The organism is Anatilimnocola aggregata (assembly GCF_007747655.1).
Classification (GTDB): domain Bacteria; phylum Planctomycetota; class Planctomycetia; order Pirellulales; family Pirellulaceae; genus Anatilimnocola; species Anatilimnocola aggregata.
Window position 1 is genome coordinate 1,263,200 of record NZ_CP036274.1, and the last position, 24,187, is coordinate 1,287,386.

The 24,187-nt window shown below is 58.2% G+C and carries 22 protein-coding genes and 1 riboswitch; of the genes, 10 read left to right on the top strand and 12 right to left on the bottom strand.

Features of this window, described 5'->3' with window-relative positions:
• Positions 1-30 precede the first annotated feature (30 nt).
• Positions 31-1,767, bottom strand: a complete 1,737-nt coding sequence (locus ETAA8_RS04870; RefSeq protein WP_145085700.1) for an NADPH-dependent assimilatory sulfite reductase hemoprotein subunit — start codon at positions 1,765-1,767, stop codon at positions 31-33.
• A gap of 448 nt (positions 1,768-2,215) precedes the next feature.
• Between ETAA8_RS04870 and ETAA8_RS04875 the strand changes: the two genes are divergently transcribed.
• The 8 genes from ETAA8_RS04875 (at position 2,216) to ETAA8_RS04910 (ending at position 11,740) form a co-directional block, all read left to right on the top strand.
• On the top strand, positions 2,216-3,907 hold the full coding sequence (locus tag ETAA8_RS04875) for a DUF4175 domain-containing protein (protein WP_145085703.1): 1,692 nt from the start codon (positions 2,216-2,218) through the stop codon (positions 3,905-3,907).
• 218 nt (positions 3,908-4,125) lie between these two features.
• Positions 4,126-5,772 carry a DUF1549 domain-containing protein gene (locus ETAA8_RS04880; RefSeq protein WP_145085706.1) on the top strand — a complete coding sequence of 549 codons (1,647 nt, stop codon included), beginning with the start codon at positions 4,126-4,128 and terminating at the stop codon, positions 5,770-5,772.
• A 63-nt stretch (positions 5,773-5,835) separates the two neighbouring features.
• A complete protein-coding gene (locus tag ETAA8_RS04885; RefSeq protein WP_145085709.1) occupies positions 5,836-7,134 on the top strand; it encodes a DUF1501 domain-containing protein in 1,299 nt (432 codons plus the stop codon).
• Positions 7,135-7,233: 99 nt separating this feature from the next.
• Positions 7,234-7,917 (top strand): MIP/aquaporin family protein, encoded by a 684-nt coding sequence (locus tag ETAA8_RS04890; protein WP_145085712.1) that lies wholly within the window; start codon positions 7,234-7,236, stop codon positions 7,915-7,917.
• Positions 7,905-8,351 (top strand): arsenate reductase ArsC, encoded by a 447-nt coding sequence (locus tag ETAA8_RS04895; protein ID WP_145085715.1) that lies wholly within the window; start codon positions 7,905-7,907, stop codon positions 8,349-8,351. The genes ETAA8_RS04890 and ETAA8_RS04895 overlap by 13 nt, the downstream gene beginning before the upstream one ends.
• Positions 8,352-8,511: 160 nt before the next feature.
• Positions 8,512-9,585 (top strand): sialidase family protein, encoded by a 1,074-nt coding sequence (locus tag ETAA8_RS04900; RefSeq protein WP_145085717.1) that lies wholly within the window; start codon positions 8,512-8,514, stop codon positions 9,583-9,585.
• An 86-nt stretch (positions 9,586-9,671) separates the two neighbouring features.
• The gene (locus ETAA8_RS04905; protein WP_145085720.1) at positions 9,672-10,163 is read left to right on the top strand and encodes a YgaP family membrane protein; all 492 of its coding nucleotides are present in this window, start codon (positions 9,672-9,674) and stop codon (positions 10,161-10,163) included.
• A gap of 272 nt (positions 10,164-10,435) precedes the next feature.
• Positions 10,436-11,740: an MFS transporter gene (locus ETAA8_RS04910; protein WP_238397679.1), complete on the top strand. Its 1,305-nt coding sequence runs from the start codon at positions 10,436-10,438 to the stop codon at positions 11,738-11,740.
• An 18-nt stretch (positions 11,741-11,758) separates the two neighbouring features.
• On the opposite strand, the gene ETAA8_RS04915 is transcribed toward ETAA8_RS04910, so the two are convergent.
• From ETAA8_RS04915 to ETAA8_RS04950, 8 genes are all read right to left on the bottom strand, one after another.
• A complete protein-coding gene (locus tag ETAA8_RS04915; protein ID WP_145085723.1) occupies positions 11,759-12,991 on the bottom strand; it encodes a response regulator in 1,233 nt (410 codons plus the stop codon).
• Between the two features lie 201 nt (positions 12,992-13,192).
• Positions 13,193-14,923 carry a type II and III secretion system protein family protein gene (locus ETAA8_RS04920; protein ID WP_145085725.1) on the bottom strand — a complete coding sequence of 577 codons (1,731 nt, stop codon included), beginning with the start codon at positions 14,921-14,923 and terminating at the stop codon, positions 13,193-13,195.
• A 127-nt stretch (positions 14,924-15,050) separates the two neighbouring features.
• Positions 15,051-16,127 (bottom strand): Flp pilus assembly protein CpaB, encoded by a 1,077-nt coding sequence (gene cpaB / locus ETAA8_RS04925; protein WP_202921564.1) that lies wholly within the window; start codon positions 16,125-16,127, stop codon positions 15,051-15,053.
• A gap of 99 nt (positions 16,128-16,226) precedes the next feature.
• Positions 16,227-16,589: a TadE/TadG family type IV pilus assembly protein gene (locus tag ETAA8_RS04930; RefSeq protein ID WP_238397680.1), complete on the bottom strand. Its 363-nt coding sequence runs from the start codon at positions 16,587-16,589 to the stop codon at positions 16,227-16,229.
• A 150-nt stretch (positions 16,590-16,739) separates the two neighbouring features.
• Positions 16,740-17,309, bottom strand: coding sequence for an A24 family peptidase (locus tag ETAA8_RS04935; RefSeq protein WP_145085734.1), 570 nt, complete (start codon positions 17,307-17,309; stop codon positions 16,740-16,742).
• 317 nt (positions 17,310-17,626) lie between these two features.
• Positions 17,627-17,812: a Flp family type IVb pilin gene (locus ETAA8_RS04940; protein WP_145085737.1), complete on the bottom strand. Its 186-nt coding sequence runs from the start codon at positions 17,810-17,812 to the stop codon at positions 17,627-17,629.
• Positions 17,813-18,127: 315 nt separating this feature from the next.
• Positions 18,128-18,337, bottom strand: a complete 210-nt coding sequence (locus ETAA8_RS04945; protein WP_145085740.1) for a Flp family type IVb pilin — start codon at positions 18,335-18,337, stop codon at positions 18,128-18,130.
• Positions 18,338-18,640: 303 nt separating this feature from the next.
• Positions 18,641-18,829 (bottom strand): Flp family type IVb pilin, encoded by a 189-nt coding sequence (locus tag ETAA8_RS04950; protein WP_145085743.1) that lies wholly within the window; start codon positions 18,827-18,829, stop codon positions 18,641-18,643.
• A 244-nt stretch (positions 18,830-19,073) separates the two neighbouring features.
• A riboswitch (cyclic di-GMP riboswitch) is annotated at positions 19,074-19,182 on the bottom strand.
• 373 nt (positions 19,183-19,555) lie between these two features.
• Here ETAA8_RS04950 and ETAA8_RS04955 point away from each other — a divergent pair.
• Positions 19,556-20,377 carry a TrmH family RNA methyltransferase gene (locus ETAA8_RS04955; RefSeq protein WP_145085746.1) on the top strand — a complete coding sequence of 274 codons (822 nt, stop codon included), beginning with the start codon at positions 19,556-19,558 and terminating at the stop codon, positions 20,375-20,377.
• Here the strand turns inward: ETAA8_RS04955 and ETAA8_RS04960 are convergent.
• From ETAA8_RS04960 to ETAA8_RS04970, 3 genes are all read right to left on the bottom strand, one after another.
• Positions 20,374-20,715 (bottom strand): tetratricopeptide repeat protein, encoded by a 342-nt coding sequence (locus tag ETAA8_RS04960; protein ID WP_145085750.1) that lies wholly within the window; start codon positions 20,713-20,715, stop codon positions 20,374-20,376. The genes ETAA8_RS04955 and ETAA8_RS04960 overlap by 4 nt on opposite strands.
• Positions 20,716-20,822: 107 nt before the next feature.
• On the bottom strand, positions 20,823-21,839 hold the full coding sequence (locus tag ETAA8_RS04965; RefSeq protein ID WP_145085753.1) for an N-formylglutamate amidohydrolase: 1,017 nt from the start codon (positions 21,837-21,839) through the stop codon (positions 20,823-20,825).
• A gap of 82 nt (positions 21,840-21,921) precedes the next feature.
• Entirely contained in the window at positions 21,922-23,022 is a 1,101-nt protein-coding gene (locus tag ETAA8_RS04970; protein WP_145085756.1) for a hypothetical protein, read from the bottom strand.
• Positions 23,023-23,332: 310 nt separating this feature from the next.
• On the opposite strand from ETAA8_RS04970, the gene ETAA8_RS04975 reads away from it, so the two are divergent.
• Positions 23,333-24,187 carry a hypothetical protein gene (locus tag ETAA8_RS04975; RefSeq protein WP_145085759.1) on the top strand — a complete coding sequence of 285 codons (855 nt, stop codon included), beginning with the start codon at positions 23,333-23,335 and terminating at the stop codon, positions 24,185-24,187.

Sequence of the window (24,187 nt, forward strand, 5' to 3'; positions counted from 1 at the left end):
TTTGCCAAGTGGTGTGGACGAAAGCCCACGCTATTTGGCCACGGCGAAGTTATCGGCCCATTGAGCCAGGTCGGCTTGCCCCTTGCGATTGCAGAAATCGCCGAAGGTTTCACCCGCCTGACGGTCGGTCTTGAAGTAGACGAACAGCGGAGTGAGCGTACTCACAACCTCTTCCGCGGGTACATAGTCTTTGTACAAGCTGTTCAAGCGATCGCCGAGCAAGCGGCCACCGACGAAGAGTGTGTACTGCCCACGTGCGCGACCAACCAAGCCAACGTCGCAGTTGTAAGGTCGAGCACAGCCGTTTGGGCAGCCCGTCATGCGCACGGTGAACTTCTCGGTCGATAGTCCCAGCCGCGCTAGCTCCACTTCGAGTTGATCGATCATGCCGGGCAGCGCTCGTTCGCTTTCAGTGATGCTCAACCCGCAGGTCGGCCAGGCAACGCAGGCCATGCTATAGCGCCGGACTTCGCTGATCTCTTCCGTCAGCTTGACACCGTACTTCTTCAGAATTGCTTCCAGCTGCGCCTTGTCTTTGGCTTCGATATCGGTGAAGAGCATGCTCTGATGCGCGGTCAGGCGAATGCCCGGCTTGAGCACCGTGCAAATCTCGCGGATCGCAGTCTTCAGTTGCATGTCAGCCGTGTCTTTGATTCGGCCATTTTCGATATTCAATCCATAGAACCACTTGCCGTCCCCTTGTTCGTCCCAGCCCATGTGGTCGTTGAAACCGTGGACATCGGTCGGATGTGGCTCCGGCAGCGGACCGCCGTAGTATTCTTCGACCTTGGCTTTGAACTTCTCGATGCCCCAATTGGCCACGACATATTTCAATCGTGCGATCTTGCGATCTTCGCGGTTGCCGAAGTCGCGCTGCACTTTGAAAACCGCTTCGACAATTTTGATCACATTGTGCGTGCCGGCAAAGCAGAGCCGCTTGGCCACTGCGGGGAAGGTCTTCTTGGCGGAAGGAGTTACACCCATGCCGCCACCGACGAGCACGTTGTAACCGATGATCTTGTCACCATCGGTGACCGCCATTAGTCCCAGGTCGTTGGCATACAGATCGACGCAGTTATCGAAGTCGAAGCCAATCGCCATCTTGAATTTGCGCGGCATGTAGTGCTTGCCGTAGATGGGTTCGACATCGAAGCCGTCACCGTTCGATTCGCTTTCGCCACCAACCAGTTGCTTATCGCCCGTTGAGGAATCGGTCAGCCACACTTCGTGATAAGCTTTGGTGCGCGGCGCGAAGTGCATGGCAATTTCGTGGGCCAGCGCTTGCGTCTCGCGATAGATCTTCTTCTTGTACGGCGCGGGGCAGCACATCACGTTGCGGTTCACGTCGCCGCAGGCGGCCAGCGTCGAGAGTTGGCACTCGTTGATGCGCTGAATCGTCCGCTTCAGGTTTTCCTTTAGCACCCCGTGCAACTGAAACGCCTGGCGCGACGTGATTCGCAGCGTCGTGTTACCCAGTTCGTCGCACAAGTTGAGTTCTTCCAGCACTTGATCGCTGGTGAGAATGCCGCCCGGAATGCGTGTCCGGACCATGAAGCTGTAGGCCTTCTTCTTCTTGCCGTCTTCCGAAACCTGGCCGCGCTCGTCCCGGTCATCCTGCTGATAGGTGCCGTGAAATTTGAGGAGCACTTCGCTGTCGTGGCCGAAATTCGGGTTTCCATCGACCATTTCATTCGCGAGAGGCCCAGCCAGAAAATTGCTGGCGTCTTTGATTCCCTCGACTTTGCTGAGCTTGGCTGGTTCGGTCATGATTTTCGTCCGCAGACGTTGTAGTGAGGCAAACGCTGAATCAGTAACTACTTAGGATCAGCGGCAAGAGGCCGATGAGCAATAAACATTACCATGTTGACTACCATTGTAATGTTTCGGTCGTGCCGGTCAAGCAAGTATAATCGTTGCTCGAATCTCTACCTATGCCAGTCAGGTGGTCTGAGGGAATTAGGCAAGCGGTGCGCCCTCTGTAACTCCGCCGTCGGTTGAGGAGTATTCTTAAGTAGATCGTGCGTTTGCCAAGCGGCACCTCATCAGGTGGCCGGATCGCTTTTTGGCAAAGACATTCGACAGTTGATTTCCTGCTAGAGTTTTTTGCTCGCTGGCTCCTATAATCAAGCGGTGACCAGCGAATCAGAGAGCGAAAGCGCGGTTAGTGCCGTCGTACTGCTGGTGCACGACTTCTTATCTGCAGAGGGTATTGGCCATGGAAGAGATCAAGCGTCAGGTTGGTCGGGCTCGCCGGCGGCTCATTGGCCAGCAGTTTCTGACCATCGCAGTCTGGTCTCTTTTCGCCACGCTCCTCATCGGCGCGATTGGCCTCGCGGTTCCCAAGTTGTGGGCTTTGCCACTCCAGCACGACATTTGGAATTACAGCTGGCTCGGTGGCAGTCTCGCCGTCGGTTTGTTGATTGCTTCGGTTTGGACCTACGTCGTGCGACGTTCGTCGATCGATGCGGCGATTGAACTCGACCGGCGTTATGGACTGAAGGAGCGCGTCTCCAGCACGCTGGCGCTCAACTCCGACGAGCTCTCGACCGAAGTCGGTCAGGCACTTGTGGCTGATGCCATTCGCAAGGTCGAGCGGATCGATGTGCGCGAACAATTCAAATTGCAGCCAACCTGGCGCTTCGCGCTGCCGCTGGTTCCCGCCGCCGTTATTGGCGGGCTCCTTTTCCTGCCGAATGCAGCGCTCGAAAACAAAGCGACAGCTTCCACGGGCACTACCCCTGAGATGAAGCTACAAATTAAGAAGGCCGCTGAGATCCTCAAAAGGAAGCTTGAAGCAAATGCCAAGAAGCCGGAGACCGATGTCTCGTTGAAAGACGCCGAGTTGCTGAAAGAGATCTCGAAGAAGGTCGGCGATATCGCCACCAAGGAAGGGATCGATAAGAAAGAAGCAACGATCAAGATCAACGATCTGGCGAAGGAAGTGGAGAAGCGCAAGCAGGAACTGGGTGGCGCGAAAGAGATGCAAAAACAGCTTGATAAGCTTGGCAAAATCGAAAAAGGCCCTGCCGATAAGTTAGCTGATGCGATGAAAGATGGCGACTTCAAAGAAGCGCAAAAGCAACTCGAACAGCTGAAGGAAAACTTGAAGAACGGCAAGCTGGAAGAGAAAGACAAAGAGCAACTCGCCAAACAGATGAATCAGCTGAAGGAAAAGATTCAGCAGATGGCTCAGGACCAAAAAGATAATCGCGAGAAGCTGCAGCAAGAGATTCAGAAGAAGATCGAAAAGGGTGACTTGGAAGGTGCCGCCAAGCTGCAAGAGAAGCTCGATAAGGCGGAAAAAGAAGGGAAGCAAATGGAGCAGATGCTCGACAAACTCGCCAACAAGTTGGGTCAGTGCGCCGAGTGCATGAAGAAGGATGGCAATGGCGACCCGAAAGAAGCCGGCCAGAAACTCGACGACCTCGCCAAGGCCATGAAGGAAGCGCAGGAACAACTCGACCAGATGGAAAACCTCGATGAGGTTCTGGATGAACTGGCCGACGCCAAAAACGCCATGAATGGCAAAGAGGGTGGCCAAAACGGCAAGGAAATGGATGGCGAAATGGACGGCAAGATGGGCCGCCAAGGTCGCAATGGCAACAAGAAGGGTCAGCCTGGTATGGGGCTTGGTTCGGGTCGCGGCAAGGGTGAGCGTCCCGAGGAAGAAGTCGATACCAAGTCCTACGACTCGCGCGTGGCTGGCAAAGCCCGCCCTGGTGAATCGGTCCGCACGGGAGATGCCGATGGCAAGAACATCGCCGGCAAGACCCTGCAAGAAGTGAAGGCTGAACTGCAATCGGCCGCTGCCCGCGATTCCGATGCGCTCAATGAGCAGAACCTGCCGCGCGAGCAGCGCGAACACGCCAAGCAGTACTTCGAGAAGTTCCGCAAGGGCGAGAAGTAGTCCCCCTACATAGCCTGGACGCGTCAGCAAGTGTGATTTGCAGAAGACCGTTGATTCGCACATCTCCCTCGCTGACGCGTCCGACTACGTAATTTCTAAAATTGATCTCTCCGGTCCCGCGCGTGCGAATTAATCAACTGCCGCTGGCGGAACATGCTGCGGGCGGCAGGGTTTAGATTGCTGGAACGAGTGATCTGCCTGCTTCGGGGAGTTGCCTTATGAGTTGCTATCGTGCCTGGATCGCCCTGGCCATCGTCAGTGGAACGACGTTCACCGGCTTCACTTACCCCGCAGCGTTTGCCAAAGAAGAGCCCGCTCAAGTCGCCGCCAAAGCTGACGAGATCCTGGCCAGCGAACTGAACTTGGGAAGTGCCAGTACGAAGCCGGCCCCAATGGCCGATGACGAAATTTTTCTCCGCCGCGTCACGCTCGACCTGCAAGGCCGGCTCCCTTCGGCAGCTGAGATCACCACCTTTGCGCTCGACCCAGCGACCGACAAACGCCAAACCATCGTCCGCAAACTGCTGGCCGATCGGCGTTACGGCGAAAATTGGTCGAAGTATTGGCGCGACGTGATCATGTATCGCGCGACCGAACAGCGGGCGCAAATCGTCGCCGGCGTACTGACCGATTACTTGCGAGAATCAATTAACGAGAACAAGCCTTGGAGCCAAGTCGCGACCGACTTCATCACGGCGGAGGGAGACGGCCTCACGAAAGGTGAGACGGCGCTCATCATCGCCCAGGAAGGGAAGCCCGAAGAAACAGTGGCCGAAATCTCGCGCATTTTCCTCGGCGTGCAGATTCAATGTGCCCAGTGCCACGATCATCCCACTGATCGCTGGAAGCGCGAACAGTTCCATGAACTGGCGGCGTTCTTTCCCCGCGTCTCGTCGCGGATCATTCTCACGCCCGACAATCGCACCATCAGCGTGGCGGTTACGGAGTTTGGAAATGAGCCCTTTGAACGGAATGGCAATCGGGTGCGCGGCTCGGCCGAGCATCGGATGAGTGACCTGCAAAAGCCTGACGCGCCGGGCCGCATGATGAAGCCGATCCTGTTTGCTACGGGCGACTCGGTCCCCGTCACCACGCGTGATAGTCAGCGCCGGGGCCAGTTGGCCGAATTTATTACCAAGCCCGAGAATCCTTACTTCGCCAAAGCACTCGTGAATCGTCTCTGGTCGGAACTGGTCGGCGAAGGTTTTTATGAACCGGTCGACGATATGGGACCGGACCGCGATTGCTTCGCGCCGAAGACGCTAGAGCACCTCTCGACCGCCTTCGCAGCCACTGGCTACGACGTGAAATGGCTGTTCGAAACGATCACTGCGACGCAAGCCTATCAGCGGGCCAGTCGTTCGCGGCGCAATCCCGAGCAAGTGGCTTTCGTGGCCAATGTGCCGCAGCGTTTGCGGGCCGATCAATTATTCGAGAACGTGCTCACTGCCCTCGGTACGCGCGAACCTGCGGCCATGGCAGGACCGGGATATGGCGGTGGGGTGCGATTCGGTCGTGGTCCACGGCAAGCCTTTGCAGCCGTGTTTGGTTACGACCCAAGCGAGCGCCGCGACGAAGTTGCGGGGACCATTCCGCAAGCGCTCGTGATGATGAACTCACCTTATTTCAATGGCCTGCTCGATGGTCGTAGCGGGCGCACCGCGCTCGGCAAGATGCTGAGCGAGATCCAAGACGACCGCGCCTTGATCGGCGAGTTGTACCTGCGCACGCTGGCCCGCGAACCGAGTCTACAGGAAGTGAACACTTGCCTCGCGCATGTGGCGGATGTGAAAAATCGCACTGAAGCTTTTGAAGACATTCACTGGTCGCTGCTGAATTCGACCGAGTTTTTGTATCGGCGGTAATTGGCATTCTAAGGCGAAACACGTAGCGAGCTAGAACGCGGCGGGCTAAGTAAGGTATCAACCATGAACACCCAACTTCATCTGCAAACCAGCCTTAAATTCTCCAGCCGCGGGCAACTGCAGCGGCGCGATTTTTTGAACGCAATCGCGGGCACTTCTGCAGCAGCTGCCGGCCTCACCTGGGCCGATCAAATGACCGCGAGCGCGGCCGACCTGCGCAAGCAGGGGAAGGCTTGCATCCTGCTGTGGATGCAAGGTGGCCCGAGCCAGTTTGAGACCTTCTCTCCCAAACCAAAGCATGCAAATGGCGGCGAAACAAAGGCCATCAGCACGTCGGTTCCCGGCATCGAGATTGCCGCGGGCTTGCCCAAGACTTCGCAGGTAATGAACGACCTGTGCGTGATTCGTTCAATGAACAGCCGCGAGGGTGCCCACCCACGTGCGACCTACTTGATGCACACCGGCTACTTGCCGACGGCGAGTGTAAAGTATCCGACGCTGGGGTCGATTATATCGCACGAGATTGGCGACCATGTGGCCGAGTTGCCCAGTTTCGTGCGGATCGGTGGTGGTCGGTTTGGCGATAGCGCCGGGCTTCTGGGTGTCGATTACGATCCGTTTGTGATGCAATCGGCTGGCCGCTTGCCAGACAACACAGCGCTGCCGACTTCGTCGGTTCGCTATCAACGGCGGCTGAACTTGCTCGGCAAACTCGAACAGGATTTCGCTACCAAAGGTGGCCAGCAAGAAGTGGCCGATCACCAAAAAGTCTACGATCGTGCGGCCAAGATGATCCTCAGCCCGCAGATGAAAGCCTTCGATCTGGATAAAGAATCGAGTGCCACGCGCAAGTTGTATGGCGAGTCGGAATTCGGCAAGGGCTGTCTGCTCGCACGGCGCTTGGTGCAGGCGGGTGTTACATTCATCGAAGTCTCGCTGGGCAATTGGGATACACACTTCGACAACTTCGAAAAAACGACGAGCCTCTGCAATCAACTCGATCAGCCCTTTGCCGCGTTGATTCAAGACCTCAAGCAGCAGGGCATGCTCGACAATACGTTGGTCCTCTGGATGGGTGAGTTTGGCCGCACGCCGCGGATCAATCCGCGTTCGGGGCGCGATCATTTTCCCAAGGCCTTCAACATGGCCCTGGCCGGCGGCGGTGTGCAAGGCGGGCAAGTAATTGGCCGGACGAATGACTCGGGCGATTCGGTCACCGATCGACCAGTCAACGTGAACGACATGCTCCGCACGGTGTGCACTGGCCTGGGTGTGAATCCCGATAAAGAAAACATGAGCAATATTGGCCGCCCGATCAAAATTGTCGACGGCGGCAAACACGTGCCGGGAATTTTTGCCTAACGTCAAGCGAGTTGGTTCGTTGCTCGCAGATCAGCACTTCATGCTTTCTTCATGCGTGAGCCCCTTCTCGTTGCGAGAGGTCGCTGGCACAATGCGTGCATGACTAGCGTTAGTATTTGGCGATTGTGTCTGGCCGAGGCGATTGGAACGTTCGTGCTGGTGTTTGCAGGCACGGGCGCGATCGTCGTGAACGATGTCTCGGCCGGCAGCATCACGCATGTCGGCATCGCGCTGACTTTCGGCCTGGTCGTGATGGCGATGATCTACGCCCTGGGCGATATTTCAGGCTGTCACATCAATCCGGCGGCGACGCTGGCCTTCTGGGCCGCGCGGCGCTTCCCGGGCAAACTTGTCGCCCCGTTCATGGCGAGCCAAATTGTGGGTGCGCTTCTCGCCAGCCTGCTGCTGCGAACATTGTTCGAGCATCCCACGCTCGGTGCCACGCTGCCGGCGGGCAGTGCCTGGCAGTCGTTTGTCTTGGAAGTCGTGATAACGACCGTGCTGATGTTTGTGGCCTTAAGCGTTTCGACCGGGGCGAAAGAAAAGGGAATTATGGCCGGCGCGGCGATTGGCGCTGTCGTGGCCCTGGGAGCCATGGTCGCCGGGCCCATTTGCGGCGCGTCGATGAATCCTGCGCGGTCGTTAGCACCAGCGATTGTGTCGGGTAACCTCGCGGACTTGTGGATTTATATTGCAGCGCCGCTGGTGGGGAGTCTGCTGGCGGTCGGCGGTTGCCGGGGTGTGCGCGCAAATTGCTGCCAAGGTGGAACATGCGAAAGTTGAAGGTTCTGTTTCTGTGCACGGGAAATTCTTGCCGCAGCGTGATGGGTGAGACTCAGTTGCGGCACATTGCCGGCGACCGGTTTGAGGTCCATAGCGCGGGAACATCGCCCAAGGGAATCAACCCGATTGCCAGGCAAGTGCTGGAAGAGACTGGCGTCGATACTGATGGCATCCGTTCGAAGCATCTCTCCGAGTTTCTGGAGAGTGAGATCGACTATGCCATCATCGTGTGCGACGACGCAGCTGAATCTTGCCCGCGAGCCTGGCCGGGCCTGCGCAACAAGCTCTTGTGGCCCTTCGAGGATCCGCCGGCTTTTCCTGGAACTGAAGCGGAAAAGCTGAACAAGTTTCGTGAAGTGCGCGACGCCATACGCCAGCGGCTGACAAGTTGGGTCGCCGAGTTGGAAGCGAGCGGGGCGTTCGAGCAGAAGTAGCTTCCTAATTTGTCGTTCTACCATTGCGAGTCCGTCGCCCTTGCCAGCTTCCGTAGCGAGCGACTTTCGTTCGTCGACCTAGTCGATAGAAGCGGGCTGCGCCAGGCGGTATATTCCGATTTGCTTTTCTCGCTTCTGTCTGGCACCGAAGGATTGATCTATGCGCTTGGCAATCTGCTTTTTGAATTTCACTCTGGTGTGCGCGGGAATGCTTTCGACCGCACTGGCTGCTTCGCCGGGCGTGGTAAGCGAAGAGCTGATTTACAACGAGCCGCCGCATCCGCAGTGCCATGCGTCGACCATTGAAGAGACGAAGCAGGGGCTCGTCGCTGCCTGGTTTGGTGGGACGCGTGAAGGAGCCGCCGACGTGGGCATCTGGTTCGCGCGGCAAACAAAAGAGGGCTGGAGCACGCCCGTGGAAGTGGCCAACGGCAAGGCGGCCGAGGGGAAGCAATTGCCTTGTTGGAACCCAGTGCTGTTTCAAATGCCAACTGCTGGCGATCAAATGGGCGAGCTGTTGTTGTTCTATAAGTTGGGGCCAAGCCCGAGCACATGGTGGGGCATGCTGCTGCGCAGTAACGACGGTGGCCTTACTTGGAGCAAGCCCGAGCGCTTGCCCGAGGGGATCATGGGACCGGTGAAGAACAAGCCGATCCTGCTCAAAGACGGAGTGTTGCTCTGCGGTAGCAGCACCGAGCATGCGGGCTGGCAGGTGCAGATGGAGTGGACCAAAGACGCCGGCAAGACGTGGGAAAAGACGGAGCCGCTCTGCGACGGCAAAACGCAGCACGCCATTCAACCCACCCTCTTGCGCACGTCACTCGGGTATCAGATACTCTGCCGCACGCGGACGCCGGGAAAAATTCTGCAAGCCACATCGGGCGATGCCGGACGAACCTGGTCGAAGCTCGAACCGATCGACTTGATTAATCCGAATTCTGGCATCGATGGCGTGACGCTCCGCGATGGTCGCCAGCTGCTCGTTTATAACCACACGCAAAAAGGTCGCAGCCCGCTGAACGTGGCCGTCGCTGTAGACGGCTCTACGTGGCAAGCGGCAGTGGTGCTCGAAAGTACGCCGGGTGAGTATTCTTATCCAGCTGTGATTCAATCGTCCGATGGTCTCGTACACATCACCTACACCTGGAAGCGCCAGCGCGTCAAACATGTGACGCTCGATCCCGCGAAGTTGGAACTAAAACCAATTGTCGATGGGGTTTGGCCGAAAGGGTGAGATACTTTCAGGTCGAGTTCTTGGCACTCCGTTTGCTGAATAGGTTTTCTGCCTCCCCTCCTATTTGCATTCTACGGAGAATCGTCATGGCTCAATCATTGGCCTCCCTGCTGCCTAAACTTCCCACCACTGTTGACCGCGTCCCAGCCAACACGGCCGATGAATACAACGAACGGATTTGTCTGCAGACAAAACAGCGCGTCGCGGAGATCGCCCGCCAAGGTCGCGCTGCCATCGAAGGGCGACTGAAAGAACTTGACGAAGAATGGGATGTCGAGCGGATGCTGGAAGCCAATGCGGCGACTGCGGTCCTTGCCTTTTCTACGCTCGGTTTGCTCGTGGACCGTCGGTTCTTCTTGATGCCCGTCGTGGTCGGTGGCTTTCTGTTGCAGCATGCAATTCAAGGCTGGTGCCCACCGCTGCCGGTGTTCCGCGCTTATGGCGTGCGCACTCAGCCCGAGATTGAAGAAGAGCGCTACGCGCTGAAAACTCTCCGCGGCGATTTTGCCCACGCGGGCCGCAGCGATCAAACTGGCAGTCGATCGGCCAACGAAGCTTTGGCGGCAGTCCGCCGCTAGCGGCCGGTAGCTAATCATCAAGCTCCGCGTGCTGGAAAGAAAAGTGCGACTCACGGCGGAGCATGAGGAGACGATAGCGGGCTGCCGCAGATTAGCTGCCAAGCTGGAAGCCTTTCCACGAAAACGCGTGAACCCGCGATTCTGCCCGTTGTCTGTAAGGTTGCCGTAGCGGATCGGTAATTCTTCGCAGAGAAAGCTCTGGTGGGTGCCGTCGTTTCTTGCCGGCACGATAGAATCAGGGCACTTGTTGGCTGCGAAGATCAGGAAGTTCCATGTCCAATCCGTATGAATCGCCAGTGCTGCCCCAAGGGGAGATTAACGAACCGTTTGCCCTGGCGCAGGTCGAAGCCCGCACGCGCACCATGGAATGGGTCGTTCTGCTGGTGCTCGCCTCGGTTCAATTCACGAGCATCGTCGACTTTGTGGTAGTGATGCCCCTTGGTCCGCAGTTAATGCGGGCCTTCAAGATTGGCCCCGCTGAATTCGGGCTGATCGTTTCGTCCTACACCTTTGCAGCTGGCATTGCCGGGCTGGTGGCGTCGTCGATCATCGACCGCTTCTCGCGGCGGACTGCGTTCTTGTCGATCTTCGCCGGCTTCTTGCTCGGCACGCTCCTGTGTGCCGTCGCACCGACCTATTGGCTGCTGGTTGCTGCCCGCATTCTCACCGGCGCGTTTGGTGGCATTCTCGGCGGCATGGCGATGGCCATTGTCGGCGATGTGTTTCCCGAAAATCGACGCGGCGCTGCAACCGGCTTTTTGATGTCGGGCTTTGCGGTCGCGTCTGTCGTGGGTGTACCGTTCGGTTTGTATCTGGGCACGAATTATGGCTGGCATATGCCATTCGTCGCGCTGGTCGCACTCGGATTGCCCGTGCTCGTCATCGCCACGTTCGCGCTGCCGCCGCTCAATGCCCACTTAGGAAAGAAGCACACGCACCCGTTGCGCTCGCTGGTGAATACGTTCAGCGAGCCAAATCACTTGATCGCTTTCGCCCTGAGCGCTGCTCTGATGATCGGTGGCTTCGCGGTTATTCCCTACATCAGCCCGTACCTGGTGGCGAATGTGGGAATGCGAGAGTCACAGCTGCCGTTCGTTTATGTCGCCGGTGGCTTGCTCACGCTGTTTGTCGCTCCTGTCGTCGGCAAGCTGGCCGACTGGTATGGCAAGCTGACGATGTTTCTTATCATCGCGCCCCTCTCGGCGGTGCTGCTAATTGCTGTGACATTTCTGCCGCCGGTCCCCACGCTGTTTGCCGTGCTGGTCGTGGGCTGTTTGATGGTGAGCAACGCGGGACGAATGATTGCCGCGATGGCAATGATTACCGGCAGCGTGAGGCCGGAACTGCGCGGTGGCTTCATGAGCGCCAATGCCTCGATGCAGCACATTGCCAGCGGCATCGGCGCGTACCTGGCCGGGCTCATCATTACTCAAGCCCCCGACGGCAAGCTGGAACACTTTGGCACTGTTGGAATCGTCGCCTGCGGCATCACGCTGCTGAGTCTGATTGCCGCCGTGCGGTTGCGCAAGGTCGGCGAGACGGAAGAAGTACTCGTCGCCGTGCCGGAGCATGGGTAGGGAAAGCCAAGCCGCGGGTTATTTGCCTTTGGGCTTGGGGCGCGAGAGGAAGCCGAGCCAGCTGGCGTTTTTGCCAGCGCCGGCGGCTGCAGCAGCGGGGTCGACGTCTTTTCCTTTTTCGTCGCGGCTGAGGGTATCGGCCAGCGTGATGAAGGCCTGGGTAATGCCAGCCTTGGGCGCTTGTTCGATGAGCGGGACGCCGTTATTGCGAACTTCGACCATCGTGCGGTAATCGTTCGGCAGTTGCCAGAAGATTTCGCGACCCATGGTCTCTTGGGCCTTCTTCAAACTGATTTCGCCGCTGCCGAGCCCGACGCGATTGACGACGATTTTGACTTTGTCTTTCAGACCTTCGACTTCGCCAAACGACATCATTAACCGCACAACGTTTCGCAAGCACGGCAGGTCGAGCTGCGTGACGAGCAAAATGTCTTTGGCACTTTTGAGCGCGACGAAGTCGAGTTCGCTGTAGCTCTTCGACAGGTCGATGATCAGGTGCGTGAAGGTCGCCTTCAGCAGGCCAAGCACGCGCGTGAGATCGTCGGGCGTGACGAGTGAGGCATCTTGCAGTTGCACGGGGCGAGGCAACAGGTAAAGCCCCGAGCTGTGCTTGGTGAGCGAACGTTTGAGCAGCGAGAAGTCGAGCCGCGAGATGTTCTGCGCGACATCGACCAGGGTGTAATCGGGAATCGCGTCGAGGAAGACGTCGGCATCGCCCAGGGCCATGTCGAGATCGACGAGGACGACGGAGTTGCGAGGTTCGGAAGCCAGGACGCAGGCCAGGTTGACCGCAGCCGACGTGGTGCCCACGCCGCCCGTAGCACCGGCCACGGCGATGACATGGCAGCTGCGGGTGCCGCCACTACCACCACCAAACTTTTGTGTACTGATGCGATCGACGGCCGAAACGAGATCTTCGACGCGCACGGGCTGAGTGAGAAATTCTTTCGCACCGGCGCGCACGGCTCGCAGGATGACCTGGCCATCGTTCGAAGAACTGACGACGAGGATCGCACATTCGGAGCTGGTATCGCGGAGAGTCTCGACGAGCTTCAAACCCTTGTCGGGATTGCTGTCGATGCAGACGATGCCGATATCGGGCTTGGTCTGGGTGACGACGTCGGAGAAAAACTCGTAGCGTGAGCACTCCGCCTCGAGCCAGACGATATCGAGGCCCAGCAGCATATTCTTCAGCGCGGTGCGCGAAGTATCGCTGGGGTCGACGATCGCAATTCGAAGCACATTGCTCATTTCTACGGACCAGCCTCACGAGGACAGGGTCAGACCAACATTGGGTAGCGTCGCTGGCAGAAGTAAGTCTTCGACCAGAAACGTTGCCTCTATGTAGATAGGTCGGAAAACGCGGGCAGGCGAGTGAGCGACGTTTAGATTTTCATACCAGGAGGCGTGCAAGCGACGGTGGTTGTACCGCCGCCCGGAGGAATCGTTGTGTTACTTCAATTCGTCATAACCGAGCGGACCGATCAAGGCGGGCCGAGCTTGTTGCGACGGCTTGGGAGCCTGAGCGGTGCGAGCAGCGGGTTGGCTGCTGCCGGCATAGTACGAATAGTTGCCATTGGTCGCCGGCTGCGGTGCCGACGATTGCAGGGCAGTTTTAACGCCTGTGCCGGTCGCAACGGTGCGAGCGGGTGTGCCGCTATAGCTGGGCTGTGCGGCCGGAGCCGAAACCTGGCGACTGACGGGCTGCGTGGTCTGCGGGCGGTTCGATGAGGCACCGTAAGGAGCACTGAAGCCAGGCTCAAGTTCTTCAGGAGTGCGGATCGGGGCACCAGTCGAATCGCAGTTGCCACTGTCGCACTTCTTAGGTACTTCCAGGTAGCCGCGATAGTAGAGCTCCACGTCTGTGGGGCTGGCAGTCGTTTGACCAGGGCCACAGGCGGGGACTTCGTTCGGGTCCATCGCTTCGGCGAATTCAGGGGTGACCAGGATCACAAGTTCCACTTCGTTCTGCCGCTCTTGCACGTGCCGGAAGGGAACGCCGAACCACGGCAGATCAGCCAGCCAAGGAATACCGCGATTGGAAGCTTCGGTGCGGGTATAGACCAAACCAGCGATGGCCAGTGTTTGACCGGCCCGCATTTCGACACCCACATCGGCCCGGCGTTGGCGGAAACCAGGGATGCTGGTGCCGTTCAAGTTGACCGACAAGCTGTTATCGAGTTCGGTAATCTGCGGGCGGACTTCCAGGCGAACCAGGCCGTTGCCCAGCACGATCGGTACGAAGTCCACCTGTGTGCCGAATTCGCGGTATTGAATCGTGACCGTTCCCAGGCTTTGTGGCACGAGAATCGGCACTTCACCACCAACGTTAAAGCTGGCCGGGCGGCCGTTGAGGGTCGTGAGTGTTGGTTCAGCGAGCAGCTTGGCCAGGTTATTCTGGCGGAGCAGTTCGAGGAAGCCGTAGAACTGAGTATTGCCATCGACAATGCCGAAGCGAACCGTCGAGGGGCCAGCGGGCGTCGTGGCGATCCCCGCACCGACACCAGCGGTCGCCGCGAGTGCGCCGCTCACGCCTTGCGAGATGAAATGGTTGCTACCGACGCTTGCCCAGTCGACGCCAACGGCCCGCAACTTGGTGCGCGAGACTTCCATGATCTTCACATGGAGGAGAACTTTCTGCACACCGCCGACCGTGAGGTTGTTCACAATCTGCGGGAAGTAGTCTTGCGCGATGCGAGTGATCTGCGGCACCATCTCGGCCCGTGGCACGAAGCCGGTGACGAACAGGCTGCTATTGAGCGGGCGGAGGCGAACGTTCGCTTCGGGGAATTCGGTCTTGAGGATCAAGTCGAGTTCCTGCACGTCACCCAGAATCACGAGGTCGATGGACGTGACCTTACCCTTGTCATCCCAGACGTTGACTTGCGTTACGCCGGCGCGGATCGCCGAGATCTGCACGCTGCGCGGCGAGATCGGAATCACGCGGACCAGGTCCGGGTTGTTCACCAGCATCTTCGGCACGTCGAATTCGAATTCGAGAATGCGGCTGGTGTTGACAGTCATCTCCAGTCGTTCAGCGGCGCCTTGCACCTTGAACTTCACCCCTGGAGCTGCCAGTGGTTCCTGCGCACAGAGCGAGGCAGGTGGAATGAGGATCGCACCCGCGGCCAGTACCGCGCAGGCAATAAGGGCGTAAGTAGCCCGAAGCCATGATTTTGCCATCCGTGTGCTTCCTTGCGAATCAGTTTGTTTGCGGGTCTCTTCCGTGCGATCCTGCTCGTCACTCGTAGGCGGGTTTATCCGAAACCCGTGCTCCAGTCTCGGAGAGACTGGACTACGACTAGCGAACCTATTCGGTCATCCAGACCGGCCGTCGCTCCAGCAAATAGCCAGGGCGATGGATGTTACCTGCACCAGCGGCGGGAACCGATGCAGGTGGAGAACTCGAACCGGATGGACCGGCCGAGAAAACGGTACTTTCCTGTGGCATGCTGGTGCGGTTCTGCCACTGGTATTGCTTCACTTCACTGTTCGTATAAATGTGCATGGTGTAGCCGGTGTCGGGCTCTGGTGCCACGGTCGGTTCAATGTTCTGGCTGGCCTTGGCCACAGCTTGCATGCCTTTGCTCAGCATGTCGAGCAAGCCCGGACCATTTGCAGGAGCGGCAGGAGCCTCGGCAACTTCAGGAGTTTCTTCCTCTTCACTGTCGAGCGAATTCCCCTTGAGGATGTCCGCCAGTGGTGTCACGCCGTCTTCCTTTTCGTCGCCCGTTTCGTTCGGATGACGCAGGGCCAACGTGACGCGGCCAATTTGAATGGCACCGGTCAGGTCGCGCATTTGTTCGGGTTTGACGAGGAGCGAAACGGTGCGAAACGTCGCTTCCTGTCCTTTTGGATCGATCACCTTTTCGGTATTCGACCCGACGGCGAACACGCGCACTGCACGCATGATCGTGTAGACGCCCGACTCGCGAATTTCTTCGCCGCGGCGAACGTAGAGGTTGATGTCGACCCGGTCGCCGGGCGAGATCCCTCGCATCACGGTGTCTTCTTCCACTCGCACCGGCATGGCGCGATAGCCAGCGGGAATGAGGGGAGCGACAGCGCCAATTTGATCGGTGATTTTCTCGAGCAGAATCGGTTCGCCTTTGACGAACCGCTGCCGAGCGAACTTGTCTTTCAGTTCGTCGAGATTGCGAACGGCACCTTCCGGCATCTTGACCTTCGGCCAAGGCTCGAGCTTGACGTTTTGCGCATCGAACGCAGAGTTGATATCGAGATCTTTGATGGTGACAAGAATCGGTTCCATCTCGATTCCCGCCCCGCCAGCGTTGGCCTTGCGGTCCATGACCTGGCTTATACCGATCGATGCGACCAGGCCACAGCCTAGGGCGATGAAAATCAAGATCAGCGACTTCATCCGCATCGAAAAATTCCTACTGACGATTGGTCCGCGTAACGAGCACGCGACGAACAAAAAATCCTCAAACCTTACCCAGCCCATCCAAAGACTGGTCAATCTTCGCTACTGGACTGTTTCCCGACGCATTGTCGTGGTTGCAGTCATGCTTTTTCCCCCAAGGTACATTGGCGATGGCAGCCAGCTGACTTGATTGAAAGGAACCGTCACCGTAACACTGACAGGACTGCCATAAGCGGCACTGCTAGGCGGACTAGGATTAACCGTTACGTTGCTCGTGGTGATGGTGATGTTGCCACTCGCCATCGCATTGATCGCAGCTGTCTGGGTCGACGCCGTCGTCGAACCGTCGAGTACCGCGACCCGGCAGCCTTCTCGGGCCGCATTGGTGATGATCTGTTGGACCATGACCATCCGGCCGTATTCGATCATGCCGAATACGAGCAAGAAGAAAACCGGGGCAACCACGGCAAACTCTACGGCAGCTGCTCCCCGTCGTTGTTTTCGGAATAACCGGCAGGGTTTAACAAGTTTCTGAACCAGCAGCGACAAAGTTTGCGTGGTAAGCATAGTCAACCCTTTCGTCAAATCTTCTCAGCCTTACCCACTTGATGACTGCTAAATCAGCAGACCCGCCAAGAGGAAGTAGACAATCGTCCCGATAGCGATAGGAATGCCGTAGGGCAGCAACAGCATCGAAGGTTTACGCTTCGCGGCAATCTGTGCTAGCTGTTCGGGATTCCGAATCACGGTGATCTCGTTGAGGATCAGCCAGAACTGATCCGAGTGCTTCTTCCAGGCCCGACGCATCAGTACCATGGCGACGGCGAGGATGGCGCCGACAATGGTAGAGAGTGCGAAGGCATAGAGAGTGTGTGTGCCATAGACCCAGGCTCCGACGCCCGCTAGCAACTTGACGTCGCCAGCACCCATGCCACCGATGGCATAAGCAGGTAGCAAGAGGAGCAGGCCGACCACGGTGCCAGCCAGGCTCCAGGCCAGTCCTTCCCAACCGAACGCCACGCCGCTGTAAATCCAGCCGCTGAGGATGAAGGGGAATGTGACCCAGTTGGGCACTTTCAGTTCAAAGCCATCGATGACGGCGGCCAGAATGAGGACCACCGTGACCAGCCACACCGTCCAGTGCTGGGCCATGACTTCCCCCAGCGCGGCGAACGTATCGAGCATTGTACGAATCTCCAAAAACAAGTCCGCTCCTCGGCAGTCGCGCCGAGGCTTGATTGAATTGCAGTCGTCACAGGCCGGCGCGTGCCGGCTTGGCGACCATTAACGCATAGCCAGGAACCAGCTCACGAGAGCGGCCGCAGCCGTGAAAACGTAGCACATCATTTCCCAGCTGCCGATCAAAACCTCAGCAGGAACTACCGGATACATAGCAATCACTTCTGCGTTAATACTTGATCACGAAAATGACAAACATTGGTTTTGGCCAGCGAAGCAGCAGGAGCAACCGCGGACTGCTTCGCAGGATCGAACCGACCGACTTACGAACCGCCACCGGTGCCGAGCTTCTGAGCAACGGAGTTGAACGTCACGTTGGCGTTCGTACCGATCGCTTGAATGGCCGTGAGGCAGACGATGACGATCAGGGCGAGCATCACCGCGTACTCGACAGCGGTAGGACCATCTTCCGACTTGAGAAACGTCTTGACCTGGTTGAGCAACTTCATGACTAGACCCTTATGTGCGAAAAGCTTCTTGTGCGTTGTTGCGGTGCCATCTCAGGCATCGCAGCTGGGGCCGAACAATCGTTCCCTGTTTGAACTGTAGGTCAGGAAAACGGCGCACTTCGCAAAAAAGACTGATGAAAGTTGCTCCGAGTGCCGGAAGGGCGTTGGCCGCAGAGTGACGACATGTCGACTCTTCGGCGTGGAACAACGGGCTCGCAGCACGAGCCCGCACAGCCGGCTTGGGCCAAGACATGCCTCGTGTAGCGGTGGGAGTGGCCAGGTACGGCCATCCCACCCCTACATCCGGCAAGGCAGCTACGATCCGCCCCCCGCAGGGAGCACGGTCGCAATGCTATTGAACGTCGCGTTGGCGTTCGTGCCGATGGCCTGAATGGCCGTGAGGCAGACGATGACGATCAAGGCGAGCATCACCGCGTATTCAACGGCGGTGGGACCATCTTCCGACTTCAAAAAGCGGACGACAGAGTCAAAGGAGCGAACGACCGATGGCGAGAACTTTTGCATGGTAAGACCCCCTAAACAATCAACAACACGATGGCAAACTTGGCAACGTCGTTGAGGGTGATCAACCAAGGGCTAACGGACAATCCTGAACAAGCCAACCAGCAGCCCGCAGTCACCTGTCGCTCCCTGGCAAAGAGAAGGGGTGAGGACCCCGGTGAACATGCAAGCGCAGTCGCCTGGCAGGAGCAACAGCGCGCGAAAAAGAGCCCCCTCGCTACATCCTTGCGGGACGGCAGCGAGGGGGCCTTGATGTCAAACAGCCGACGTCAACTGGTGAGAGCAACTCACCAATCGAGCTCGCGGTTACGAGCCGCCGCCAGCTGGCAACTTGGCCGCCACGCTGTTAAACGTAGCGTTCGCGTTCGTGCCGATCGCCTGAATGGCGGTCAAGCAGACGATCACGATCAGAGCCAGCATCACGGCGTATTCCACCGCGGTCGGGCCATCTTCGGAAACCAGGAAACGTTGCACTTTCAAAGCGAGATTCTTCATTTGTTCCTTCTCCAGTTCGGCGGTCCGGCGAACGAGCGTCCGCCGGAATACCATCCGACACCAAAACAGCCGGCGAGTCTCACCCGATGCGAGCAGCACGCCTGGAAGGGCGCACTGCCGGCCTGCCTTGGCACCGGGCTACGACTCAAACATCAACACTGGAAGCTCGCCTCGCCATCGTCTCGATCATTGCCAGGAAAAAATGCGGAGCCCGGAGTTTAACCGGACACCACAGTCCCATCCGTTCGGCAGCCAGGCTACCGTAATCGTGCGCTCGCTTCGTAAAAAGCGAGACCCAACCACGGCCCTTTGCTTTGCGCCCCGGCATTACTACCGGTTTGCCCTTCTCGGGGATGTGAGGCGGCAGGCCCAACCGGCCAGCGCCACCGGAGTTCCAGCCGACACAGCCGAAGCCGCGCCGGTGCAGAACTGAGGCAGAACCAACCGGGCAGAGGTCAGCAGCCGTTAAGCCACCAAACTCCCTGCACAACTGAAACCTATGTCAGCTTTGCGCGGTGTCAAATTCTGTGCTTGAGAGAATCTTGAGGAGTAGCAGCAATTTTTCTCGTCAACGAAGCCCGACCGGTGTCGGCCGTGACGGTGGTAACGCTTCGCCGGAGGAGAGGGATTGCAGATGTCGCGGATTGCAGATTGCAGATCCAGGAAGAACCAGCGATGCTGTGACTCCTTGATCTCAATCTGACATCTGCAGTCTTTAATTCCTCCATGCCTCTGATTCCCATCACGAACACCGACGATTCGCGCGTCGCGCCTTATCGCCAGTTGCATCAGACGAATCTCACCCGCGGCAGCAAATTGTTTGTCGCCGAGGGAGATAAGGTCGTGCAGCGACTGCTCGATAGTTCGTTTGTGACCGATTCGGTTTTGGCTGAAGCGGATTGGGCCGAGCGGCTCGCACCTCAACTGCCGCCTGAGACACCCATTTATGTAGCGCCGCGCGAGCTGATGACGGAGCTCGTTGGATTTCGCTTTCACCGCGGTGTGCTCGCCTGTGGCCAGAGAAAGCCCGCGCCTGACTTGCGAGCAATGATGCCTCCGCTTGATCAGCCGGCGACGATTCTCGTCTGCCCGGCGGTCCAAGACCCAACAAACTTGGGGAGCATTGTGCGGACTGCAGCTGCCCTGGGTGTTGCGGCAATCTTACTTGGCAGCGACTGTGCCGATCCGTTCTCGCGCCGCGTGCTGCGAGTTTCAATGGGGAGCGTCTTGTTCATCCCCGTGCGCGAGGCCGTCGATCTTGTTGCTGATGTGGTCGCGCTGCGTGAGGAGCACGGGTTTGAAGTCCTGGCGACCGTGCTCGACAATCGCGCGGTGCCGCTGTCTCAAGTACCGAAGCCCAAACGACTCGCCTTGGTGCTGGGAAGCGAAGGGCATGGCCTCGACGAGCGCTGGCTGAAGTTATGTCCGCAGCAGATTACCCTGCCGATGCAGGCGGGTATCGACTCGCTGAATGTGGCCGTTGCTGCGGCCGTGTTTCTGTATCACTTTCAGCAGGCAGCGCTAACTGACTCTGTGGATACGAACTAAGACTGTGCCCACTGCAATTGATGCGACTTCGTCTTGGCTTCTTCGGCTTTCAAGATGTAGATGCGATCTTGCGTCGCCTCGAACGACTGTTGATACGTTTGACTCAGCGCGGCCCAGTTAAAGCTCTCGTTGGGTTCCACCTGGCAAGCCATTTCGCTGTGCGGAACTGCTTCGAGCGGTTTACCCGCTTTGCACAGCAGGCGGGCGATTGTCATTCGCGCCAGCACATGATTCGGATCGAGCGCGATCAGTTCGTTCAACTTCTCGGTCGCTTCGGCCAGCTTACCTTCGCGGCGGAGCACTTCGGACTGCTTATAAAGTTCATCGATGTTCGACATCTTCAATTCTCCGCACTTTCTTCGCGAGCCTGAGCCAATCACTGCCTGCTCATCAGTTTACACGCCCTTGCCCGTTTCGTTGAGGGGAGCAAGGACTCGCGTCCAGATCACCGGCATCGTGCGCGGCAACGAAAACGTCGGCGACAACAGGCGGGCTGCGGTGCGCAGAGAGCGTTCGTTACTGGTGCCGAGACCGCGGGAGTCGATTTCGCCGCCAATGGCAAGCCGATCTGAGCTTCGAAATAAATTTTCAGCGAGTCGGTGAGCGCTTTGGCAAACGCTGCGCGCGATTTGTCGTTATCGCGCACGCCACGGCTATTGGTTTCGATCTGCAGGCCCGCCAGCGGTGCCGCATCGCGGCCATAACGACCCGTGTTGTACCCGCCACGAAAGTAAGGAATCGTCGGCACGGGGCGCTGCTTGCTCGGTGTGGCGGGAAAGCCCCGATCCATCAGCAAGGTTCCCAGAGCGAAATCACCACGCACGAGATCGGCATAGGGGCGGCGGTTGAGCGCCGCAATCGCTTGCAAACTGCTGGCCGTAACATTCTGCGGCGCGCTCAATTGCTCATTGCTGACGTCGTAGTCCAGCTGCGAATGTAAATAGCCCATTTCGAGCTGGCCGATCTTGTGGCCATGGCCATGCAGGTCGATGTACAGTCCGCGGCCAAAGTCTTGCACCACGCGGTCGCGGGCAGCCGTCAGAAAGCGGTGCCAGTCGTGCCAGATTTTTTCGGCAGCTGGATTACCAGCGCAGGCTTCAACAATTTCGCGATTGCAGTCGATCTTTCGGCGACTGATGCGGCAGATGATGATGTGCGGCCAATGCCCCGTCTGCTGGTGCATCTCGGCCGCAATCGCGCGGGCCAGTTCTTGGGTGCCAATATCAAACGCAAAAGTCCCTTCTTTGCGGTCGACAATTCCCTCGGGCTTTTCGCGCCCACCGTGAGGTGCCGAGAGAATGAAGGGCAAATCGCCAGCGATGTATTCGATGTGCTGGTCGTGGCCGAAATAGGTCTCGCCCGGTTGGAATTGCTGCTGTGTCGCGCCAGGCTCTGCTTGCGCAGGTGCAGCCCAGCAGACCAGCAGCAATAGGAACCAATGATAGCGGGGAGTGTGCATCACGATGAAAGCTCGGAGCGTCAGAGTTGTCGAATAGTGAATCGCTTCAGCATAATTGGAAGCTGCTGAGGAATAAAATCTCCCGCTATGGCACGCCCAGTTCGAAGGAGGCGACCGTGATTTCGCTGCCGGCTGGCACGATAATGCCGAAGAGTGCAGGCGTGCGCGGCGTCGCTTTGCCAGCTGTCGTGAATTCGACTTCTTTGCCGTGAATCTTGGCCTTCACTTGCCCCGCCTGTCGCCCCATCTCAATCACGACGGTTCCACTCGGCAGCAGCGTCGTAAGCGCGTCTTCGTCGCCATCGACCGAGACCAGGCCAATCGACTGTCCCTTTTTCGCACCCTCGAGATAGACACGGCAAACAAAGTTGGGCGTTAGTTGTCGGCCAAAGACAAGTTGCACCTCACCGGCATCGGTTGGCGTCTTCACCACGAGATGACCGGCCTCGTTTTGTGCAGCGGCATCGCCGAGAGGTTTCTTCTGCCAGTTCTTCGCCCCCTTCGTTCGCAGCGACCAGTTCTTCGGCTGCAGGGTGGCTTTCACCAGCGGCGAAAGCGTCGGCAGAATCACAGCTGGCGGCGGCGGCTCGACACCAAGCTCCGGCAGCAGATGTTTGATATCGACTTTCGCTTGCGTGGCTTCATCCCAATACTGCCTGGCGATCTTCCGGTCTCCTTTGGCATCCATGGCCAGAAAGGCGCCGAAGAAAACTTTGTTGTTGGCATTCTTCGGGTCGAGTTCCTGCTGCGCGACGGCGAGGGCGACCGCGGGAGGCATGTTCTGCAAGGTGTAGGTTCGATTCTGTCCTTCGACACGAATCACCAGTGTTTTATTTTCGTACTCGACGAACGCACAAATCTTGTCGTTGATGGTGATCTCGCGAATGGTCGTGGCCTGCATGGTGCGCCCCGCGCGATCCACTGCGTTCCAAAACTGGGTGACGTAGCCGGCCAATTGCTCCACGCGATGAAGTTCCGTGTCGTACGGTTCTTCACCTTTCAGCCTGGCGGCAGCTTCGAGCTTGGCCTTGATACCGGCCACATCGCGGGCGGCCATCGCGGCGCGAACTTCTTTCAAAGCCAATTGCCGCGGCGTTTCGTCTTGGGCTGTGGCGATGGTGGAGCAGGAAATTGCAAACGCGGCCGCGAGTGATAACAGGCGAACGAGCAAAGGTCGACAAAACATGACAATGTTCCAGCGAGAGCGCGAGGGAAGAGGAAACCGGGAAACGCTGGCGCGACGCTCTGGCTGCGGTGCGAGCAGGTTCAATTTCTCTAGTTTGATTAGCGCGAGGGGTGATCGTCGAGACCCGGTACCGGTTTTCTGTGGCTTTCGCGTCGCGCGGCAGGCCAGTAAACTGTCAGCAGTTTTGTACGATTCCCGGCAACAGCAGTAATTGGCCTTGATCCGCTACCGAGCTTTTCAGAATTGGGATCCTCCCGCGCTGGCGGAAATTTGGCGGGCTCAGCCTCCGTTGCGAGGCCGGATGCAGCCGATGACGCCCAGCTTCTGGGAGAACATCGTGCTGGCCAAGCCCTACTTCGACCGCCAAGGGTTGATCGTGGCCTGCGACGGTGCGCGGCCCATCGGCTTCGTGCATGCCGGCTTCGGTGCCAGCGCGGACCATCGTTCGCTCGATACCAGCGCCGGCACAATCTGCCAGTTGCTCACCATGCCGCATCCCGCGCGGGCTACCACCGCGCTTGAATTGCTCTCCGCTGGCGAAGACTACCTGCGCAAACGCGGGGCAAAAACTTTGCACGCGGGGTGTGCCTTTCCGTTCAACCCGTTCTATGTCGGCCTGTATGGCAGTTCGGATGTCCCCGGCGTATTGGCCAGCGATCTGGCCGCTCGCGAACTGTTTTCGGCTGGTGGCTACACCGAGGGTCAAACGCGGGTGCTGCTGCATCGCAAGTTGACCGACTTCAAGCCCCCCATCAGTGGCCAACTGCTGCAGGTGAAGCGGAAGTTTCAAGCCTCGCAGGCCGGTGAAGTGATGCCCGGCAATTGGTGGGATAACTGTGTCTGGTCGCAAGCCGTTTGGACCCGCTTTCAACTGGCGGCCAAAGAAGCGGGTGAGCCAGTCATCTCGATCACGCTGTGGGAGATCCTGCCGCTGTCGCAGGCCTGGGGTGCGCGAACCATCGGCCTGGTGAGTGTCGACGATACTCCCGAAGCCCGCGAACAAGGGCTCACGCTGTTTCTGCTGTCAGAAACGCTGCGCATGCTCAAAGAAGAAAACGTCTCGCAGTTCGAAGCGCAGTGCCTGGCAGACGACGCCACCTTGCTCGCCATCTTCAAGCAGTTGGGCGTGGTCGAGTATGACCGCGGTTCGCTGCTGCAGAAGTAG

What these genes read in the sequence shown, in the direction of transcription:
- ETAA8_RS04870 (WP_145085700.1), bottom strand. Translation starts at nt 1,767, where the DNA reads ATGACCGAACCAGCCAAGCTCAGCAAAGTCGAGGGAATCAAAGACGCC.
- ETAA8_RS04875 (WP_145085703.1), top strand. Translation starts at nt 2,216, where the DNA reads ATGGAAGAGATCAAGCGTCAGGTTGGTCGGGCTCGCCGGCGGCTCATT.
- ETAA8_RS04880 (WP_145085706.1), top strand. Translation starts at nt 4,126, where the DNA reads ATGAGTTGCTATCGTGCCTGGATCGCCCTGGCCATCGTCAGTGGAACG.
- ETAA8_RS04885 (WP_145085709.1), top strand. Translation starts at nt 5,836, where the DNA reads ATGAACACCCAACTTCATCTGCAAACCAGCCTTAAATTCTCCAGCCGC.
- ETAA8_RS04890 (WP_145085712.1), top strand. Translation starts at nt 7,234, where the DNA reads ATGACTAGCGTTAGTATTTGGCGATTGTGTCTGGCCGAGGCGATTGGA.
- ETAA8_RS04895 (WP_145085715.1), top strand. Translation starts at nt 7,905, where the DNA reads ATGCGAAAGTTGAAGGTTCTGTTTCTGTGCACGGGAAATTCTTGCCGC.
- ETAA8_RS04900 (WP_145085717.1), top strand. Translation starts at nt 8,512, where the DNA reads ATGCGCTTGGCAATCTGCTTTTTGAATTTCACTCTGGTGTGCGCGGGA.
- ETAA8_RS04905 (WP_145085720.1), top strand. Translation starts at nt 9,672, where the DNA reads ATGGCTCAATCATTGGCCTCCCTGCTGCCTAAACTTCCCACCACTGTT.
- ETAA8_RS04910 (WP_238397679.1), top strand. Translation starts at nt 10,436, where the DNA reads ATGTCCAATCCGTATGAATCGCCAGTGCTGCCCCAAGGGGAGATTAAC.
- ETAA8_RS04915 (WP_145085723.1), bottom strand. Translation starts at nt 12,991, where the DNA reads ATGAGCAATGTGCTTCGAATTGCGATCGTCGACCCCAGCGATACTTCG.
- ETAA8_RS04920 (WP_145085725.1), bottom strand. Translation starts at nt 14,923, where the DNA reads ATGGCAAAATCATGGCTTCGGGCTACTTACGCCCTTATTGCCTGCGCG.
- cpaB (WP_202921564.1), bottom strand. Translation starts at nt 16,127, where the DNA reads ATGCGGATGAAGTCGCTGATCTTGATTTTCATCGCCCTAGGCTGTGGC.
- ETAA8_RS04935 (WP_145085734.1), bottom strand. Translation starts at nt 17,309, where the DNA reads ATGCTCGATACGTTCGCCGCGCTGGGGGAAGTCATGGCCCAGCACTGG.
- ETAA8_RS04940 (WP_145085737.1), bottom strand. Translation starts at nt 17,812, where the DNA reads ATGAAGTTGCTCAACCAGGTCAAGACGTTTCTCAAGTCGGAAGATGGT.
- ETAA8_RS04945 (WP_145085740.1), bottom strand. Translation starts at nt 18,337, where the DNA reads ATGCAAAAGTTCTCGCCATCGGTCGTTCGCTCCTTTGACTCTGTCGTC.
- ETAA8_RS04950 (WP_145085743.1), bottom strand. Translation starts at nt 18,829, where the DNA reads ATGAAGAATCTCGCTTTGAAAGTGCAACGTTTCCTGGTTTCCGAAGAT.
- ETAA8_RS04955 (WP_145085746.1), top strand. Translation starts at nt 19,556, where the DNA reads ATGCCTCTGATTCCCATCACGAACACCGACGATTCGCGCGTCGCGCCT.
- ETAA8_RS04960 (WP_145085750.1), bottom strand. Translation starts at nt 20,715, where the DNA reads ATGTCGAACATCGATGAACTTTATAAGCAGTCCGAAGTGCTCCGCCGC.
- ETAA8_RS04970 (WP_145085756.1), bottom strand. Translation starts at nt 23,022, where the DNA reads ATGTTTTGTCGACCTTTGCTCGTTCGCCTGTTATCACTCGCGGCCGCG.
- ETAA8_RS04975 (WP_145085759.1), top strand. Translation starts at nt 23,333, where the DNA reads ATGACGCCCAGCTTCTGGGAGAACATCGTGCTGGCCAAGCCCTACTTC.